Annotated in this window: 17 protein-coding genes and 1 tRNA gene; 17 read left to right on the top strand and 1 reads right to left on the bottom strand. The window is 47.9% G+C overall.

Features of this window, described 5'->3' with window-relative positions; genetic code table 11:
• Positions 1-77 precede the first annotated feature (77 nt).
• The 14 genes from glmU (at position 78) to ABR335_RS00245 (ending at position 14481) form a co-directional block, all read left to right on the top strand.
• Positions 78-1454: a bifunctional UDP-N-acetylglucosamine diphosphorylase/glucosamine-1-phosphate N-acetyltransferase GlmU gene (gene glmU / locus ABR335_RS00310; RefSeq protein WP_104851060.1), complete on the top strand. Its 1377-nt coding sequence runs from the start codon at positions 78-80 to the stop codon at positions 1452-1454.
• 13 nt (positions 1455-1467) lie between these two features.
• Entirely contained in the window at positions 1468-2430 is a 963-nt protein-coding gene (locus ABR335_RS00305) for a ribose-phosphate diphosphokinase (protein WP_014096570.1), read from the top strand.
• A gap of 190 nt (positions 2431-2620) precedes the next feature.
• Positions 2621-3250: a 50S ribosomal protein L25/general stress protein Ctc gene (locus tag ABR335_RS00300; protein WP_014096569.1), complete on the top strand. Its 630-nt coding sequence runs from the start codon at positions 2621-2623 to the stop codon at positions 3248-3250.
• A gap of 512 nt (positions 3251-3762) precedes the next feature.
• Entirely contained in the window at positions 3763-4320 is a 558-nt protein-coding gene (pth, locus tag ABR335_RS00295) for an aminoacyl-tRNA hydrolase (RefSeq protein ID WP_014096568.1), read from the top strand.
• Between the two features lie 134 nt (positions 4321-4454).
• Positions 4455-4679 (top strand): anti-sigma-F factor Fin family protein, encoded by a 225-nt coding sequence (locus tag ABR335_RS00290; protein ID WP_014096567.1) that lies wholly within the window; start codon positions 4455-4457, stop codon positions 4677-4679.
• Between the two features lie 144 nt (positions 4680-4823).
• A complete protein-coding gene (gene mfd / locus ABR335_RS00285) occupies positions 4824-8363 on the top strand; it encodes a transcription-repair coupling factor (RefSeq protein WP_061565046.1) in 3540 nt (1179 codons plus the stop codon).
• A 300-nt stretch (positions 8364-8663) separates the two neighbouring features.
• Positions 8664-9200: a stage V sporulation protein T gene (spoVT, locus tag ABR335_RS00280; protein WP_014096565.1), complete on the top strand. Its 537-nt coding sequence runs from the start codon at positions 8664-8666 to the stop codon at positions 9198-9200.
• Between the two features lie 187 nt (positions 9201-9387).
• On the top strand, positions 9388-11007 hold the full coding sequence (locus tag ABR335_RS00275; protein WP_348658309.1) for a putative polysaccharide biosynthesis protein: 1620 nt from the start codon (positions 9388-9390) through the stop codon (positions 11005-11007).
• Entirely contained in the window at positions 10988-12061 is a 1074-nt protein-coding gene (locus ABR335_RS00270; protein WP_104851062.1) for a MazG family protein, read from the top strand. The genes ABR335_RS00275 and ABR335_RS00270 overlap by 20 nt, the downstream gene beginning before the upstream one ends.
• A 24-nt stretch (positions 12062-12085) precedes the next feature.
• Entirely contained in the window at positions 12086-12346 is a 261-nt protein-coding gene (locus ABR335_RS00265) for an RNA-binding S4 domain-containing protein (protein WP_282098237.1), read from the top strand.
• A gap of 263 nt (positions 12347-12609) precedes the next feature.
• A complete protein-coding gene (yabP, locus tag ABR335_RS00260) occupies positions 12610-12915 on the top strand; it encodes a sporulation protein YabP (protein WP_014096561.1) in 306 nt (101 codons plus the stop codon).
• Positions 12912-13541: a spore cortex biosynthesis protein YabQ gene (gene yabQ, locus ABR335_RS00255; RefSeq protein WP_017550864.1), complete on the top strand. Its 630-nt coding sequence runs from the start codon at positions 12912-12914 to the stop codon at positions 13539-13541. The genes yabP and yabQ overlap by 4 nt, the downstream gene beginning before the upstream one ends.
• A 49-nt stretch (positions 13542-13590) precedes the next feature.
• On the top strand, positions 13591-13986 hold the full coding sequence (locus tag ABR335_RS00250) for an FtsB family cell division protein (RefSeq protein ID WP_014096559.1): 396 nt from the start codon (positions 13591-13593) through the stop codon (positions 13984-13986).
• A gap of 72 nt (positions 13987-14058) precedes the next feature.
• A complete protein-coding gene (locus ABR335_RS00245) occupies positions 14059-14481 on the top strand; it encodes a S1 domain-containing RNA-binding protein (RefSeq protein WP_014096558.1) in 423 nt (140 codons plus the stop codon).
• Positions 14482-14658: 177 nt separating this feature from the next.
• On the opposite strand, the gene ABR335_RS00240 is transcribed toward ABR335_RS00245, so the two are convergent.
• A tRNA-Met gene (locus ABR335_RS00240) sits at positions 14659-14732 on the bottom strand.
• 205 nt (positions 14733-14937) lie between these two features.
• Here ABR335_RS00240 and spoIIE point away from each other — a divergent pair.
• From spoIIE to ABR335_RS00225, 3 genes are all read left to right on the top strand, one after another.
• Positions 14938-17424 carry a stage II sporulation protein E gene (spoIIE, locus tag ABR335_RS00235; RefSeq protein WP_017550862.1) on the top strand — a complete coding sequence of 829 codons (2487 nt, stop codon included), beginning with the start codon at positions 14938-14940 and terminating at the stop codon, positions 17422-17424.
• Between the two features lie 107 nt (positions 17425-17531).
• Positions 17532-18269, top strand: a complete 738-nt coding sequence (locus ABR335_RS00230; protein ID WP_014096556.1) for a VWA domain-containing protein — start codon at positions 17532-17534, stop codon at positions 18267-18269.
• Positions 18235-19224, top strand: a complete 990-nt coding sequence (locus ABR335_RS00225; protein WP_014096555.1) for a serine/threonine protein kinase — start codon at positions 18235-18237, stop codon at positions 19222-19224. The genes ABR335_RS00230 and ABR335_RS00225 overlap by 35 nt, the downstream gene beginning before the upstream one ends.
• Positions 19225-19420 lie beyond the last annotated feature (196 nt).

Genomic DNA, 19420 nt, shown 5'->3' with positions numbered 1-19420 from the left:
TGCTGCCTTTCCTTGAAATATGCCCTTATTTACGATATATTTTTTTATGGATAATAAGGTTTATTGGGGGATCATAAATGACAAACAGATTCGCTGTAATCTTGGCTGCCGGCCAGGGTACTCGCATGAGGTCGAAATTGTACAAAGTGCTGCATCCTGTTTGCGGAAAACCCATGGTTGAACATGTTGCAGACCAAGTTTTACAGCTTGAAACGGATAAGATTGTGACGGTTATCGGGCATGGTGCAGAACAGGTCCGCTCCTGCCTGGAAGGAAAAACTGCTTTTGTCCTGCAAGAAGAACAGCTGGGCACAGGGCATGCCGTCCTGCAGGCAGAACCGGTTCTCGGCAACAAGGACGGGACTACCTTGGTGGTTTGCGGGGATACGCCGCTCCTTCAGGCGGAAACCTTAAAGGCTCTGTTTGAGGAACACGAACGGAAACAGGCAAAAGTGACCATTTTAACAGCAACGGCCCCCGACCCTGCCGGATACGGACGGATCATCCGCAATGCGGCAGGCTTCGTGGAAAAAATTGTCGAACATAAAGACGCGAGCCCCGAAGAACAGCAGGTAAAGGAAATCAATACAGGCGTTTACTGCTTTGACAATCGGGCGCTTTTTGAAGCATTGAAACATGTTTCAAACGACAATGCTCAAGGCGAATATTATCTTCCTGATGTCGTAGGCATTTTAAAATCGCAAGGGGAAACAGTTGTGGCTTACAAGACAGAAAGTATCGAAGAAACGTTAGGTGTCAATGATCGGGTGCAACTTTCGGAAGCGGAAAGGATCATGAGAAAGCGCATCAACGAACGCCATATGCGAAACGGTGTGACCATCCTCGACCCTCGGCAAACTTACATTGAAGCGGATGTTGAAATCGGGCAGGATACGGTGATCTACCCGGGGACAAAGCTGTCCGGCAAAACGGTCATCGGGGAAGACTGCAAAATCGGCCCGAATTCCGACATTACAGATTGCGTGATCGGAAACGGAACAGAAGTCAGGCAGTCTGTTGCGGAAAATAGTGAAATTGGCGCTTCTGTCCATGTCGGCCCGTACGCCCATATCCGGCCGGACTCCTCGATTTCCGATGAAGCGAAGATCGGCAATTTTGTGGAAGTGAAGAAATCAACCGTCGGTAAGGGCAGCAAAGCATCCCATTTGACGTACATCGGCGATGCGAAAGTCGGGGCAGGTGTCAATATCGGCTGCGGCACGATCACAGTGAATTATGACGGGAAACATAAATTTAAAACGGTTATTGAAGACGGCGCGTTTGTCGGGTGCAACTCCAATCTGATTGCGCCGGTTACGGTCGGGGAAAATGCTTATATTGCAGCAGGCTCGACCATTACAGACGATGTACCGGGCGAAGCATTGTCGATTGCGCGCGCACGCCAGGTGAACAAGGAAAATTATGTCCAGAAGTTAAAACATAAACAACAATAATTGGAGGTCCATCATGTCTAACCAGTATTTAGATCCGAATTTAAAGATTTTCACCCTGAACTCCAACCCGAAACTTGCCAGGGAAATTGCCAACGTTGTCGGAGTTGAACTTGGAAAATGTTCCGTTTCACAATTCAGCGATGGGGAAATCCAGATCAATATTGAAGAAAGCATCCGCGGTTGCGATGTTTATGTGATACAGTCGACAAGCGATCCTGTCAATGAACATATGATGGAACTTCTAATTATGGTTGATGCTTTAAAACGGGCGTCGGCGCGGACCATTAATCTTGTGATCCCTTACTACGGATATGCACGGCAGGACAGAAAAGCGCGTGCACGTGAACCGATTACCGCAAAACTGGTGGCGAACCTTCTCGAAACAGCGGGTGCAACAAGGGTCATTACCCTCGATCTGCACGCCCCGCAAATCCAAGGGTTTTTTGACATTCCGATTGACCACCTGATGGGCGTTCCAATTATTGCAAAGTATTTTGAAGATAAAGGATTTCAGGCGGAAGATATCGTGGTCGTCTCCCCTGACCATGGCGGTGTCACCCGTGCGCGCAAACTGGCTGAACGTTTAAAAACGCCGATCGCCATTATCGACAAACGCCGCCCGCGCCCGAATGTGGCCGAAGTGATGAATATTGTTGGAAATGTGGACGGGAAAATTTGCATCATTATTGATGATATTATTGACACGGCAGGCACGATTACGCTTGCGGCAAAAGCGTTGATTGAAAGCGGCGCAAAAGAAGTGTACGCCAGCTGCACACATCCGGTTTTATCCGGGCCGGCAATTGAACGGATTAACAATTCCCCGATTAAAGAACTGGTGGCGACCAATTCCATTAACATTCCGGAAGAAAGAAAAAGTGAAAAACTGGTTGAATTGTCTGTAGCTCCGCTTTTGGGTGAAGCGATTATCCGTGTGCATGAAGACCAGTCCGTAAGCCCGCTGTTCGATATTTGATAGCATTCCAGCGAAAATTATTTCAGAAAGCAGTCCAAGTATTCACAAGAAGAGCGCGCAATCTGCAAATCGGGAAAAGCCTGCGTTATATCGATAATTTTAAGCTATTTTTTCAAAACAGGTTTATAATGGATAATGACAGGGTAAAGATATATTTGATGTTTGCTTAAACATTAGGAGGTCAACATTTATGGCAGAGGTACTTGAAGCAAAAAAAAGAGAGGATAAACACCATTCTTCCAGCCGCCGGTTAAGAAGAAACGGCTACATACCGGGCGTTGTTTACGGCTACCAGACGGAAAATACACCGGTTTATGTCAATGACACTGAGTTTGAAAAATTATTGCGTGAAAACGGAAGAAATGCGGTGCTTTCCTTGAATGTGAACGGGACACAGCGGAATGTGATGGTCCATGAAGTACAAACCGATCCTTTGAAAAATAAAATCATTCATGTCGATTTTCTTGCCGTAAATATGTCGGAAGATGTCGATGCTACTGTGCGCGTCGTCCTTACGGAAGAAAGTGCCGGCGTAAAAGACGGTGGCGTGCTGCAGCAGGCACTGCATGAATTGTCGATTACGGCAAAACCGGATGAAATTCCTGATGCCATTACGGTGGATGTTTCCAATTTGCAAGTGAATGAAAACATTACGGTTGCGGACATCCGCGGAAAGTATGGATTTACCATCAATCATGAAGATACGGAAACGATTTGCTCCGTTCTGCCGCCTCGTCAGGAAGAAGAAATCAGCACTGGCGAACAGCAGGAGTCAGGGACGCCTGAAAATCTTGAAGGACGGGAAACAAGCGAAGCATAACATCCGGGTTTATGAAAAAAGGCGTATGAGGATACGCCTTTTTTTGCCGTTATGCCAAATCCTTTGCTAAGAAAGCAATGCACCCGACCTATTATGCATGAATTTTTAAAAAAGTTTGCCATTCCTTTAGCACAGCGCAAGCTTGCCGGGGGAAATGATTGGGGCACAAAAATGCGCCACTTGTTCCGTTCCTTTATTTTCAAGGGCATGGAAGATCATGTCTTGCATTGTTCCCGTCATTCCGGGAAAAACTTGTCATATGCCCGTAGTCCGGCCTGCTTGCACTTTTATCTGTCTTCGTGGATAATTAAAATAGGGTTTTTACGTATAGAGAAACCGGCACGAAGAAAACGGGCGCGCTTGTTTTTTGCCCGAAACGGATTGCCTGTTTGCTAAAAAGGCATCACGGTATACATGATGCCTGGTCTTGCTGTCCCTTAAAAACGCTACAGGTGGTTTTCCTCAGCAGCTTATTTCATTTCAGCAAGGAATGAATCAATCGGGGTGTGAATATGAAATGTATTGTCGGGCTTGGAAATCCGGGAGCCCAATATGAACATACAAGGCATAATATCGGTTTTGAAGTGGTCAATCTGCTTGCAGAACGGCTGCAGGCCCCTTTTAAACAGTCGAAATTCAAGGGGCTGTGTGCAGAAACAACTGTAAACAGCGGGAAAGTGCTGCTTTTAAAACCGATGACATATATGAATTTATCCGGTGAGTCGGTCAAAGCAGTCATGGATTATTACCGCCTTGGCACCGGAGATTTACTCGTCGTCTACGATGACCTTGATCTTCCGCCCGGCAAAATCCGCCTGCGGCAAAAAGGAAGCGCCGGCGGCCATAACGGAATCAAATCCATCATCCACCATCTTGGAACACAGGAATTTAACCGGATTCGCATCGGTATCGGGCGGCCGGACAGAGATGCCTATATGCCGGATTATGTGCTCGGCCGTTTTTCAAAAGAGGACCGGGAGAAAATGCAGCTGGCGGTTGAAAAAGGCGCCGATGCTTGCGAAGCCTGGTTGGAAAAGCCGTTCCCGGTCGTGATGAACCTTTATAATTGAGTCGTATCGATGCGGAATATGGGGAATCTGCGCGAAATTCCGCGGCCATTTCTTCCGTTTTTATAAAAAAACGAATAACCCCTTCCCGTTGCGCCCATACTATATAAGGACGATATGAAAAAGGGGGCCGGAAGATGGCCGTTCATTACTATTGCCGGCACTGCGGCACAAAAATTGGCACCATCACGGACATCGAAGCAGACCGGATGGGACTTTTCTTTTTGACGGATGAGGAGCGGCAGGAAATGGTACTTCCTCAAGAAGACGGGAGCGTCCGCATCCAGTCAATTTGCGAAGAATGCCAGGATTCATTTGAACGCGAACCCGCATTTCATCAATACGGCTATTTAATCCAATAATCCGCTTTGGAAGGAGTCCAAAGCATTTTTCTGTTTTGCTGCAGGAACATTTATGCTTTCTGCAGCCCCTTCCTGTTTAAATTTTACAAAACAGTGTGAATAGTAGAGAAAGGGAAATCGGATCAAGAGAGGAGTTGGCCCTTTTTGGACGGAATACAAAAAATGATCCTTGAACACAAGGAAGCAGAATCGGTCATAAGCGGTACAACGGCCGGCCTGAAAGAGCAGCTTGTTTCCGGGTTGTCCGGTTCCGCCCGTAGCGCTTTTATTGCTTCGGTCTATCAAAAAACGGAACAGCCGGCCATTGTGTTAACTTATAATCTATTACAGGCGCAAAAGTTGTATGATGATCTCCTGCAATTTGTGGATGAAAGCGCCTTATTTCTGTATCCCGCAAATGAACTGATTGCGGCCGAATTGGGTGTGGCAAGCCCCGAGCTGATGGCCCAGCGGATAGAGGTGCTGAATGCGTTGCTATCGGGGAAAAATTGCCTGATCGTTGTCCCGATGGCCGGATTGCGGAAAATTTTGCCGCCGAAAACGGTTTGGGAAAAGTACCAGCTGCACGTCGAAACAGGAAAAGAAATTGAGCTTGATCACGTATTGGGAATGCTTGTGGAAATGGGTTACACCCGGTCGGATATGGTCGATTCACCGGGAGATTTTAGTGTGCGCGGCGGGATTCTTGATATATACCCGCTGACAGAAGAAGACCCCGTCCGGATCGAATTATTTGATACGGAAGTAGACTCCATCCGGACGTTTTCCGCTGACGACCAGCGTTCCCGGGATAAACTTTCTGCTGTCTCCATCGGACCGGCGACGGAATATCCGGCAGACCGTCTTTCGCTTATGAAAGCGGCTGAAACGGTAAAAGAAGGGCTCAGCAAAACACTTGCAAAAATTAAAGATGATCAGGTAAAACAACTGCTTGCCCAAAATATTAGTTTTGACATTGAAAAGCTGAAAAACGGGGAAAAACCCGATCAAATCTTTAAATATTTATCGATTCTATATGACCAGCCTGCCAGTCTCTTAGACTATGTGGAAACAGCCGGCATTTTATTTTTGGATGAGTTCGGCCGGATTCAGGAAATGCAGGAGCGCCTCGATAAAGAAGAAGCTGAGTGGTATACGGCGATGGTGGAAGAAGGCAAAATGATTTATGATTTGGCCGTTTCCCACGCCTTAGATACACTGCAGTCCGGAAAAAAATGGAAGAAAATCTATTTGTCACTGTTTTTGCGTCATATTCAAAATACAAATCCGCAAAACATTGTGAATATCGCTTGCAAGCCGATGCAGTCGTTCCACGGGCAGATGCATGTGCTGAAAGCGGAAATCGAACGTTGGAAGAAAGGCCGTTTTACGGTAGTTTTCCTTGGTGCGGACAAAAACCGGGCTGAAAAAATCCAAAGTGTGCTGGAAGATTATGAGATTGAAGCTGCTTACGTGGCGGAAGATCTTATCCCGGGGCATATCCAGGTGGCGGAAGGGAACCTGAACACCGGTTTTGAGCTGCCAATGTGCAAGCTTGCCGTTATTACGGAAGAAGAACTTTTTAATAAAAAGGCGAAGAAAAAAACGCGCCGGCAAAAGTTGTCCAATGCTGAGCGGATTAAAAACTATTCCGAGCTGAATGTTGGGGACTATGTGGTTCATGTCAACCACGGGATCGGGAAATATTTAGGGATTGTGACGCTTGAAATCAACGGCGTCCATAAAGACTATCTCCATATTAAGTACCAAGGTTCGGATAAGCTGTATGTGCCGGTTGACCAGATCGACCTTGTCCAAAAATACGTCGGTTCGGAAGGAAAAGAGCCGAAACTTTATAAGCTGGGCGGCAGCGAATGGAAACGGGTCAAACGGAAAGTCCAGTCATCCATCCAGGATATCGCGGACGACCTTGTCAAATTGTATGCGGAGAGGGAAGCATCAAAAGGGTTTGCCTTTTCTCCGGATGGGGATATGCAGCGTGAATTCGAGGCGGCTTTTCCATATAAAGAAACGGAAGACCAGCTCCGGTCGATCCAGGAAATCAAGCGGGACATGGAAAAAGAGAAGCCGATGGACCGTCTGTTGTGCGGGGATGTCGGCTACGGCAAGACAGAAGTGGCGATCCGCGCCGCTTTTAAAGCAATGATGGACGGCAAGCAAGTGGCCATGCTTGTACCGACCACCATCCTTGCCCAGCAGCATTTTGAAACGGTCACGGAAAGGTTCCATGGCTATCCGATAAAAGTCGGGCTGTTGAGCCGTTTCCGGACGCGTAAAGAGCAGAATGAAACAATAAAAGGCTTGCGCAACGGGACAATTGATATGGTGATCGGGACGCACCGGCTGCTTTCAAAAGATATCCAGTTCCATGATCTGGGCCTTTTGATCATTGACGAGGAGCAGCGGTTCGGTGTCAGCCATAAGGAAAAAATCAAGAAATTAAAGACGAATGTCGATGTGCTGACCTTGACCGCAACACCAATCCCAAGGACGCTGCATATGTCCATGGTCGGCGTACGCGATTTATCTGTAATTGAAACGCCGCCTGAGAACCGTTTCCCGGTACAAACTTACGTGCTGGAGTATAATGACCAGATGGTGCGGGAAGCGATCGAACGTGAACTGGCACGGGACGGGCAGGTTTACTTTTTGTATAACCGGATTGAAGATATTGAGCGGAAGGCGGAAGAAATTGCACGGCTTGTTCCCGATGCGCGCGTGGCGTATGCCCACGGCCGGATGACAGAATCTCAGCTCGAATCGGTCATTTTTGGTTTTCTTGAAGGCGAATACGATGTGCTTGTGACGACGACAATTATTGAGACGGGCGTGGACATCCCGAATGTCAACACCTTGATCGTCAATGATGCGGACCGGATGGGACTGTCGCAGTTATACCAGCTGCGCGGGCGTGTCGGGCGGTCCAACCGGGTGGCATATGCTTATTTTACGTACAGAAAAGACAAAGTGCTGGCGGAAGCGTCGGAAAAAAGGCTGCAGGCGATTAAAGAATTCACGGAACTCGGATCCGGCTTTAAAATTGCGATGCGCGATTTGTCCATCCGCGGCGCCGGCAACTTGCTGGGCGCACAACAGCACGGGTTCATCGATTCAGTCGGTTTCGATTTGTATTCGCAAATGTTGAAGGAAGCGATCGAAGCGCGGAAAGGGGCAGACGGCGAAGAGGAAAAACTGCCGCCATTTGAAGTCGAACTCGAAATTGATGCGTATATTCCGGATGCCTATATAAAAGACGGATACCAGAAAATTGAAATGTATAAACGTTTCAGGGGCATCGAGACGCTTGAAGATATCGAAGAATTAAAAGTAGAGATGATTGACCGTTTCGGCGATTATCCGCAGCAGGTAAGCGACCTGTTTACGATTGCGGAAATGAAAGTATACGCCAAAGAAGCAATGCTTTCATCGATTAAACAAAACAAACAACTGATCACGATTTTAATGTCCGAAAAAGGCTCGAAACAGGTAAACGGCCCGAAAGTCGTGGACATTGTGAGACAATACGGGCGTTCAGCCGGATTCGGCATGGAAGGCAATCAGCTGAAAATTACGCTGGATATTAAAAAAAGCAAGGGCCATGAGTGGCTTTACACCTGCACGGAAATGATCCGGGAACTGCGGGGCGCCTTTCTAAGGGCCGAAACGACGAGCGCTTCCCGGTAAGATGCAAGCAAAAAACTAAAGGGCTGGCGGTTTTTTGGTAAAGGCCCGTTTGTAAAAGCACGGAACAATGGTTTCTTTTGTTCCGTGCTTTTTACGGTTCTTTAGGTTTGCCAGGGAAAATTTTTGGGAAAAAGATAGAGAAGAATTGGAAATCAATCCAATCGATAGCAATTGTACAAAAAACGTTCATGATGTATAGAACTTGCCAGATGAAAGATACTAATGTCAACGCAGGTAAAGGATTCAAGAGCCATCTGAGGATGGAAAAAAATCATCTGATGAAAGTGAGGGCAACTTTAAATGAAAGCAACTGGTATTGTTCGTCGTATTGATGATTTAGGCAGAGTTGTCATCCCGAAAGAGATACGAAGGACGCTTCGTATCCGTGAAGGGGACCCGCTTGAAATTTTTGTGGACCGCGACGGGGAAGTCATTTTGAAAAAATATTCGCCGATCAGTGAATTAAGTGATTTTGCCAAGGAGTATGCCGAAGCGCTGTATGACAGTTTAACGAGCCCTGTCCTGATCTGTGACCGGGATGCCGTGATTGCAGTCAGCGGCGGTTCAAAAAAAGAATATTTAAATAAAAGAAACGGTGAAGTGATCGAAAAAGTCATGGAGGACAGAATGCCGGTTTTATCAAAAGAAAAAGGAAAAACGGCGCTGGTGGACGGTGTGGAGGAGGAACTGGCTTCTTATACGATTGCTCCAATTGTCGCAAGCGGCGATCCGATCGGTGCTGTCGCCATTTTTTCAAAAGACCGTACGCTCGGGGAAGTGGAACAGAAATCGGCGGAAACGGCTGCCGGATTCCTGGCCCGCCAGATGGAACAATAAGGATTTTCTCCCGTTTTTTCCACGACTCTTTTGTCATCATTTATTTTCACGTACGCCAAAAAAAACGCAGGCAAAGGGTCTGCGTTTTTTGATCTGTTTTTTTGCAGGTTGTCTGTAAGGCGCGTCTTGTATCCCTTTTTATGGTATAATACATTCGATTTTATTCTACGTACGGTGTGGCGGCCGTGTGAAAGGCAGAAAAGACGTGCAGCAGGATCATGAGTCAAAAAAGCTTTTTCAAGGCATTCTGATTTTAACCTTGTCATCCGTCATTACAAAAATCCTCAGTGCAGTTTACCGCGTGCCGTTCCAAAATATTGTCGGCGACGTCGGTTTTTATATTTATCAGCAAGTGTACCCGATTTACGGGATTGTGATGGCACTCTCATCTTCCGGGTTTCCGGTTGCCGTTTCCAAAATGGTGGCGGAACGGGAAGCAGCGGGCGAAAACAGCCACCGCACATTTTTAAACGCGGTGTTCCTCATCCTCGGTTTATTCGGTTCCGGATTGTTTCTTGCCGTTTTTTTCACTGCAGGGAAGCTGGCGGCATGGATGGGGGATCCCCGTCTTTCTCCGCTTATCCGGACGGTTTCCTGTTCCTTTTTGCTGATGCCGTTGATTTCCGCGATCAGAGGTGTTTATCAGGGACAGGGAAGGATGGTGCCGACTGCGCTCAGCCAGGTACTCGAACAGACGGTCCGGGTTGCGGCCATTCTTCTTCTATCCTTTTGGCTGGTCCGCGGCGGTTTTTCGCTTTATGCAGCCGGGCAAGGGGCCGTGTTCGGCTCCGTGCTGGGAGGCGCGGTGTCTGCGGCAGTGCTTGTATTTTATCTGGTAAAGGGCGGCAGACAGGAAAAGGCAGCCCGGCTCCTTGAATGGAACGACGTAAAGCAGGCGGCCCGCTCCCTGTTTTGTAGCGGGATTGCGGTCTGTATCAGCAGCCTTGTCCTGGTTTTGTTCCAATTTGTCGATTCCCTCCATCTTTACGCGTTGTTAAAAGACGCCGGCTGGGGGGCGGAAGCGGCAAAAAAACTAAAAGGCATCTACGACCGCGGACAGCCGTTTTTGCAGCTTGGAACAGTGGCAGCGTCCTCCTTTGCCCTGAACCTTGTCCCGGTGATTGCGCTTGAATATAAGAAGGGCAGAAGAAAAAGCCTTGAAATACAGGTACAGGCTGCTTTAAAAATCAGCACGGCGATCGGCGCGGGCGCTGCAGTTGGACTGATTGGGATCATGCCGTTTGCCAATACGATGCTGTTTGAAAACAGCGAGGGAACAGCTGTGCTGTCTGTTTTTTCGGTTTCCATCTTATTCAGCACCTGGATTTTAACCTTTTCAGGAATCCTGCAGGGACTGGGGAAGGTGTACACCCCTGCAGTTGCCATTGCAGCAGGCGTCCTGTTGAAATATGGGTTAAACGAGGTTTGGGTTCCCCGTTTCGGGACCATGGGCGCTTCCGCTGCCACCGTCGCCGCTTTAGGGTTTATTTCGCTTATATTGATGATAAAATTGGGTAAAGCATATGTTAAAATGCTGCCGGCTCTATTTTTCGGCAAGCTCGCTCTCTCCCTTTTTGCCATGTCCGCTTGTTTGCAGCTTTGGCTCCGCCTGTTTGCCTACGGGCTTTCGGGCAGGGCAGCAAGCGTCCCGGCTGCTTTGGGGGGAACAGCGATCGGTGCGGCTGTTTTTCTATTTTGTGCCGCCCGGCTGCGTTTGCTGACGGATGAAGAATGGGGGCTTGTGCCTTTTGGAACAAAATTAGCCGGCCTGAAAGGAAAGAATTGGATTGGAAAACAAAAAACATAGCATCACCGTTGCCGGTCTCGGGGCCGGGGATATGGGCCAGCTTCCGCTCGGTGTATACAGGCAGCTGAAAGCAAACCGGAAAATTTTTCTGCGGACAAAAGAACATCCGGCCGTGTCGGAACTTGAGCGGGAAGGGATGAAGTATACGGCTTTTGATGACGTATACGAGCGCCACGATCAATTTGAAGCGGTATACGAAGAAATTGTGGAGATCCTTTTCCGGGAAGCGGAACAGGAGGATATTCTTTATGCCGTACCCGGCCATCCGTTTGTGGCGGAACGGACAGTCCAGCTTCTGCTCGAACAAAGCGCGGCTAAACAGACGGAAATCAAAATCGCGGGCGGGCATAGTTTTATCGATGCGCTGTTTGCTTCTGTCAGGGTGGATCCGATTGAAGGCTTCCAGCTTGTGGATGGTATTGCTTTAAAACCGCACGACATCCGGACGAACCAGCATCTGGTAGTCGGGCAGGTGTATGATACTTTGACGGCTTCTGAAGTCAAGTTGGCCCTCATGGAAAAATATCCGGATGAACACCGGGTGGCAATCGTCCGCGCTGCCGGCAGTACGGATGAAGCTGTTAAATGGCTGAAGCTGTATGAACTGGACCGCGGATTTGAGCTCGATAATTTAACGAGCGTCTACGTTCCGCCGCTTAAAGAGCAGGATTTGCGGGATTTCGCCGAGCTGCGGCAAATCATCGCGGCTTTGCGTGCGCCGGATGGCTGTCCATGGAACCGGGCACAAACCCATCTTTCGCTGAAAAAATATTTGGTTGAAGAGTGCGGGGAAGTACTTTCAGCGATTGATAATGAAGATGAGGACAACCTCGTTGAAGAGCTTGGCGATGTGCTGCTCCAGGTTTTGCTGCATGCGCAAATTGGTGAAGAGGAAGGCATGTTTACGATAGAAGATGTGATAGAAGGGCTTGCTTCAAAAATGATCCGGCGCCATCCGCATGTGTTCGGCAATGTGAAAGCTGAAAGCGCTGAAGAAGTCGCGCAAAACTGGGAGCGGATAAAAGCTACCGAAAAACAGGAAAAACGGGAGTGAGGGATGGATATGGAAAACACGACAATGCGTCTCGATAAATTTTTAAAAGTCTCACGGCTGATCAAACGGCGTACGCTTGCAAAAGAAGTTGCCGACCAGGGCAGAATCGAAATCAACGGCGTCCAGGCAAAAGCCAGTTCAAACGTGAAGACAGGGGATGAACTGACCATCCGTTTCGGCCAGAAAGTGGTCAAGGTGAAAGTGGAGAATTTAAGGGAGTCGACAAAAAAAGAAGACGCCGCTGGCATGTACACGATGATCAGTGAAACGCGGGTCAATGAATAAAAATGTTTCAGGGTGTCCGAAGCCATGAACCGGCTATGGACGCCTTTTTTATTTTTTTGGCAGAATGCGCGCCCTGGGGATGTGCGGGAGAGGATCACACCCGAAAAGTTCTAGAATGGAAGCTTTACGGGAAGGCGTTTCCGGAGGTCCGTGCGAATTCGTATGGCCGTGCTTTAGTTTCGTGTGCTGTTCCCTTTTGGTCTTTTTTTGTCCGGACGGGCATAGTATAGTACAAAGTTTGGACAAGGAAAGTGGGGATCAGGATGAGTGACTTTTATAATACACCGCAAGCAAGCAAACCGGTTCTCCAGGAACACGATGTGATAATGCGCGGCCGCAAGCTGCTGGATATTACCGGCGTGAAGCAGGTGGAAAGCTTTGACAATGAGGAGTTTTTGCTGGAAACGGTGATGGGCTTTCTCGCCATTCGCGGGCAGAATTTGCAAATGAAAAACCTGGATGTTGACAAAGGGGTCGTCTCGATAAAAGGAAAAGTGTTTGATCTTGTTTATTTGGATGACCATCACGGGGAGAAAGCTAAGGGACTCTTTAGCAAGCTGTTTAGATGAGCCTGAGCGTGCAATTTTATACGATGCTTGCCATGATCGCGATGGGAAGCTTTTTCGGCGGCACCCTTGATACGTATAACCGTTTTTTGCAAAGACGGAAAAGAAAGCGCTGGGTTGTCTTTGTCCATGATGTTCTTTTTTGGCTGTGCCAGAGCCTGCTGCTGTTTTATGTCCTGTTCCTGGTAAACGCCGGGGAAGTCCGGTTTTATATTTTTATCGCCCTCCTGTGCGGGTTTGCCGCTTACCAGGCATTATTCAAAAACGGGTACTTGAAGCTGTTGGAATGGTGCATCCAGGCAGCACTCCGCATCGGCCGGTTTACAGCCGGCATGTTCCGGCTTCTTGTTTTCCGCCCGGCCAAAGGATTTGTCCTTCTTTTGTTTGCCCTTTTTCTCGGCGCAGGGCGATTGCTTTATACGATTGTAAAAATGATGGCAAAAATGGTAATATGGATATTAAAGACCGGGCTTAAACCGTTTTCCGTACTGGGTGTTTTTTTATGGCGCATCAATCCGCTGCGCGCCTCTTTTGAACGTTTTTTTAAGAAAACGGCAGGATTATGGAAAACAATCCAGAATAAGTTTATCAAACTGAAAAACCGGATTGGCAGGTTTTTTAAAAGATAAGCCCGGTGGCTATACTTTCCGCTCTGCCTAGGGCTTTTTAGGAGGGAGTATGTTGGGACGCAATATTGCTTCAATGGACAATGCTTATATAAAACAGCAATCGGTCAAAGAAAAAGTACTGGTGAGAAGGCGTAAGCTGCTTTTCCGGCGATTGGCGCTTTTCGGTGTTATGGCAGTGCTTGTTTCCGCACTGCTCGTCTCCACCCTGGTCTCACGGAACGCACAGCTCGCGGCAAAAAAAGAACAAAAAGCAAAGCTAGTGCATCAAGTAAGGGACATTGACAAGCAGCAGGCGATGCTCAGAAGCGAGATTAAGAAACTGAAAGATGATGACTATATTGCAAAACTCGCCCGTAGCGAATATTTCCTTTCCAAAAAAGGGGAGATCATTTTTAATTTGCCTGATTCCAAAAAGAATACTCAAGAAGAAGACGTGTCTTATTGACACTCTTTTTTCATGTTCGTTATAATATGTTAAAGGTTGATTTTTTATCTTTTAAGGAGGAAAAATTTTTTTATGTCAATTGAAGCAGGCAGCAAGTTACAAGGTAAAGTAACAGGCATCACGCATTTCGGGGCTTTCGTCGAATTGCCGGACGGCTCAACCGGGCTGGTTCATATCAGTGAAGTTGCTGATAACTATGTAAAAGACATTCATGACCATTTAAAAGTCGGCGATATCGTTGAAGTAAAGGTGCTGAATGTCGAAAAAGACGGGAAAATCGGTTTGTCGATCCGCAAGGCGAAAGACCAGGCGCAGCAATCCCAATCCCAGTCCCATTCCCATCGGCCGCAAAGGCATGGTCGGGGAAATAACCGCGGAAAAGAAGATTTTGAATCCAAAATGGCGCGCTTTTTGAAAGACAGTGAAGATCGCCTGTCTTCGCTCAAACGAAATACAGAATCAAAACGCGGCGGCCGCGGCGCGAGAAGAGGCTAACTTGCTGTCTAGTTGACTCATATATCCGTATCATTTGCTTTAAATTGGAGGGCGGAACCGGTTCAAACAGAAATGTTTGTCGGATCCGCTTTTTCTTTTTGCTGTTTCGGACAAAAATCGCCGAATCACACGAAAAAAACCGGCCTTGAACGGGCCGGTTTTTTTTCAAAACAGATATAGCGGCGGAGGGGATCGAACCCCCGACCTCACGGGTATGAACCGTACGCTCTAGCCAGCTGAGCTACGCCGCCATGGCTTAAATGAAAAAGCACATTTTCTATAATAACGGCACTGCCCCCATTTGTCAACTTCTCTTTTTGAAAAAAATTGTAAAATACATCGCATATTTGTGGAAAAAGTCGAACTTTTCTTTTGGACTGCATTGGAATTTTGACAAACTTTTAAAACTTGTCCTTTTATAATTGCTTGTAACAAAGTGATGAGGGGGAGTTTATGATGAATTTGGGGAAAGTTGAGCGCGGGATGATGGAACAGGGGGGCCATGTGGATCTTGAGGAAACAAAAAAAGAGTTTGCAAAAGGATGGAAGCAGCTCCGGGGGAAATTTGAATCTTTGTTTATCCAAAAAGGGATCAGTCTTTTGATCATTGGCTTTTTATTGGGAAGGGCCCTTATCTTGTCGCACTTTACGCCGTTTGCATTGCCGTTTTTCGCAGCTGTCTACGTGATGAAGCGGGATAAGGCGCCCATCACGCTGCTCGGGCTCACTGCGGGCGGATTAACATTATCTGTTGCGAACGGGATGTACACGCTGGCTTCGACCATCCTCTTTATTCTTGTATTCAGATTGTTCGGCAAATACCATAAAGAGGAAACCCGGGTGCTGCCCTTTTACATCTTTGCTGTCTCGCTTGTTTCAAAATGCGCTTACCTTTATCTTCAGCAGCAGTTCCAGCTCTCTTTTTATGACGGCCTGATGGCGGGTGTGGAATCGTGCTTAACCTTTATCCTTACCATGATATTTATGCAAAGCATTCCAATCTTATCACAAACAAGACGAAAAAAAACATTAAAAACGGAGGAAGTCGTCAGTCTCATCATTGTGCTCGCGTCCGTTTTGACCGGGACAATCGGCTGGACGGTGAACGGGTTGTCCGTTGAGCATATTTTTTCGCGCTATCTTGTCCTCCTGTTTGCGTTTGTCGGCGGCGCGACGGTCGGTTCCACTGTCGGGGTTGTGACCGGTCTCATTTTCAGCCTTGCCAACGTGTCCAGCTTTTATCAAATGAGCCTGCTTGCGTTCGCAGGGCTCCTGTGCGGATTGTTAAAGGAAGGGAAGCGCGGGGGGGCGGCTGCCGGGATGCTTGTTGCGACCCTGCTGATTACGATGTACGGCGAGTCCGGGGCGTCTTTAAGCGCCGCGCTGTATGAAACATGCGTGAGCATTGCCCTTTTCTTTTTAACGCCGTCCCCGTTTACGGCAAAAATGGCGCGGCATATCCCGGGGACAGCCGAATATATGAAGGAGCAGCAGCAGTATTTAAGGAAAGTGCGCGATGTGACGGTTCACCGCGTGGAGCAGTTCTCGTCCGTTTTCCAGGCGCTTTCCAAAAGCTTTTCGCAGTATGACCATACGAAAGAAGAGGAGGACCGTGAGCGGGATCTGGATTATTTTTTCAGCAATGTCACGGAACGGACATGCCAGACCTGCTTCAAAAAAGAGCAGTGCTGGGCGAAAAACTTTGATAAGACGTATGATTTGATGAAAATGACGATGGAGGACCTGAGTGAAAGGGACGGCGCGGTTTCGAGGCGTGCTCATCGCGAATTGGAGAAACATTGTGTCAGGGCCCAAAAAGTGGAAGATGCGATCAACCAGGAATTGACATTTTACCAGGCCAATCAAAAATTCAAAAAAATGATCAAAGAAAGCCGGAAAATTGTCGCAGAACAGCTGCAGGGCGTTTCGGAAGTCATGGGAGATTTTGCAAAGGAAATTCAGCGGGAGCGCGAGAACCACCAGCGGCAGGAAGAAATGATCCTCGAGTCATTACAGGATTTCGGGCTCGATATTGACCAGGTCGAAATTTACAGCCTAGAGTCGGGCAATATTGACATTGATATCACCTTGCCGCAGTACAGTGGCTACGGCGAATGCGAAAAGATCATCGCGCCGATGCTTTCCGATATATTAGGAGAAACGATTGTTGTCCAGAAAGAAGAGTTCAGTTCGCAGTCGGGCGGGCTTGGCTATGTGACATTCCGTTCGGCCAGGGCATTTGTCGTCGACACCGGTGTGGCGCATGCCGCAAAAGGAGGCGGTTTTATATCCGGTGACAGTTATTCGATGATCGAGCTTGGCTCAAGAAAGTACGCCATTGCTATCAGCGACGGCATGGGAAACGGCGAGCGTGCCCATCATGAAAGCAATGAGACGCTCAGGCTCTTGCGGCAGATTTTAGAATCGGGCATAGAAGAAAAGATTGCCATCAAATCGGTGAACTCCATTCTGGCGCTAAGGACGCAGGAAGAAGTGTTTTCCACGCTTGATCTGGCGATGATCGACCTGCAGGATGCAAGCAGCAAATTTTTAAAAATTGGATCAACGCCGAGCTTTATTAAACGCGGCGATAAAGTGATCAAAATTGAATCTGGGAACTTGCCGATGGGCATGATCCAGGAATTTGATGTGGATGTCGTTTCCCGGCAGCTGAAAGCCGGTGATATTTTAATCATGATGAGTGACGGGATTTTGGAAGGCCCGCGTTACATTGAAAACCCGGAATTATGGATCAAGCGGAAAATCCGGGAGCTGGAAACGGAAAATCCCCAGGAAATTGCCGACCTGCTCATAGAAGAAGTGATCCGCTCGCGATCCGGTTTAATTGAAGATGATATGACGGTCGTCGTTGCAAAAATCAAACACAACACGCCGAAATGGGCGGCCATCCCCGTTAGCAAAGGGAAAAGAATGATCTCTTAAATGTCCGTGCCATATAGAAGAAGCGGAAGGCAACGGTATATATTTTCTCCCGATTGTCGATGATGGTAAAAACGAAGAAATGCCGTTAATGACAAGGAGGAGAAAAAATGAATGCAGGCACTTTAAAACAGATTTTGCTGATTACGGACGGATGTTCAAACCAGGGGGGTGATCCGGCTGCAGCTGCGGCATTGGCAAGAGAAGCAGGCATCACCATTAATGTAATTGGCGTCATGGAACGGGATATCATTGATGAAAAAGGGGCAGCGGAAATTCAAAATATCGCCATGTCGGGGGGTGGCGTCAGCCAGATCGTCTATACGAAACAATTATCGCAAACCGTGCAAATGGTCACTCGGAAAGCGATGACCCAGACGATTCAGGGAATCGTGAACAAGGAATTAAAACATATTTTGGGAAGTAACGGATCCATTGAAGCACTGCCGCCTGAAAAACGCGGCGATGTGTTGGAGGTGGTAGATGAACTGGGGGAAACAGTGGATTTGGACATTCTCGTGCTCGTCGATACAAGCGCAAGTATGAAACCGAAGCTCGAGACTGTAAAAGAAGCTTTGCTTGATTTGTCTTTAAGCCTGAATGCGCGAATGGGGAATAACCAATTTTCAGTTTTTATATTTCCTGGGAAAAGGAAAGAAACGGAGAAACTGCTTGACTGGACACCGAAACTGGAATCGCTCGTGGCCATATTTCCGAAACTGCAGACAGGCGGGATTACGCCGACAGGGCCGGCCATTCATGAGGCGATCCGCCATTTTGACCGGAAAAGGAAGCTGAGGGGATATCATACGCATGATGACGGACAATACTTTGAAGAATCCATTTAATGATCCGCCGGGTACGGTTGTGACGGGGAAATGGCATAAAAACCGGTACAGATTGCTAAAGCGCCTCGGGGCCGGTGCAAATGGCGCTGTTTATCTGGCGGAATCGGCGGCCGGTCCGGTTGCATTAAAAGTCGGTGTGAGCACTGCCCAGGTGGCATCCGAGTCCAGCGTACTAAAAACCATATCCAAGGCCCGGGGGCAGTCCCTCGGGCCTTCCTTTTTGGAAGCGGATGACTGGGAGCGCGGGCGGGAGATCATTCCTTTTTATGTCATGGAATATATAGACGGCCCGGATCTGCTTTCCTTTGTCACCGGGAAAGGTTTTTCCTGGGCGGCAGTGCTTGTGATCCAGCTTCTTTCCGATTTACAACATTTGCATGAACAGGGCTGGATTTTCGGAGATTTGAAGCCCGAAAACTTGCTGGTTGGAACCCCTGGAAACAGGATCCGCTGCATTGATCCGGGCGGGATGACAAAGATCGGACGTTCAGTAAAAGAATTTACGGAGTTTTTCGACAGAGGTTACTGGGGGTTGGGATCGCGGAAAGCCGAGCCTTCCTATGATTTGTTTTCCGTTGCAATGGTAATGATCAATCTTGCCTATCCGAACCGGTTTTTAAAAAAACAGGCAAATGGTTTCCCACAACTGATGGCGGCGGTCAGGCAACATGCCGGGCTGTGCAAATTTGAGGCGGTGCTGCGGAAAGCGCTGGGGGGAGGATATCGGACAGCTTTTGAGATGAGGCAGGACATGCTTATGCTGCTGACTTCGCATAGAGAAAAGAAGAAAGCCAAAACAACGCACAGGCCGGAAAAATCAAAACTCGGACAGTCGCGGGCAAAAAGACGGAGGTTTAGAAAATTTAAAAAGTTCATGGCTGCCATGATGATCATCTTGATGATCTCTGTGTTATACTGGTATTATACTTACGGACAAATCAGCATCCCTTTTTAAATATCCACAAATTTATGCCGGAAAAATGCGGCGGCCTCCTAATCCGGGATTACAGCATGGCCGAAAATAAGTGCGCAGCGACAACGAGCGCAGCACTGGCAAGGATGGCAAGTCTATGCTTTTTTCAGGACGGGCGCCTTTTTATAAAGAAAGCATAAATTTCCGGCCGTTTGCCTTATGATGAAAATGCTATATA

It is taken from the genome of Heyndrickxia faecalis (assembly GCF_040267745.1).
Taxonomy (GTDB): domain Bacteria; phylum Bacillota; class Bacilli; order Bacillales; family Bacillaceae_C; genus Weizmannia; species Weizmannia faecalis.
This window is presented reverse-complemented; position numbering and strand designations above follow the sequence as displayed.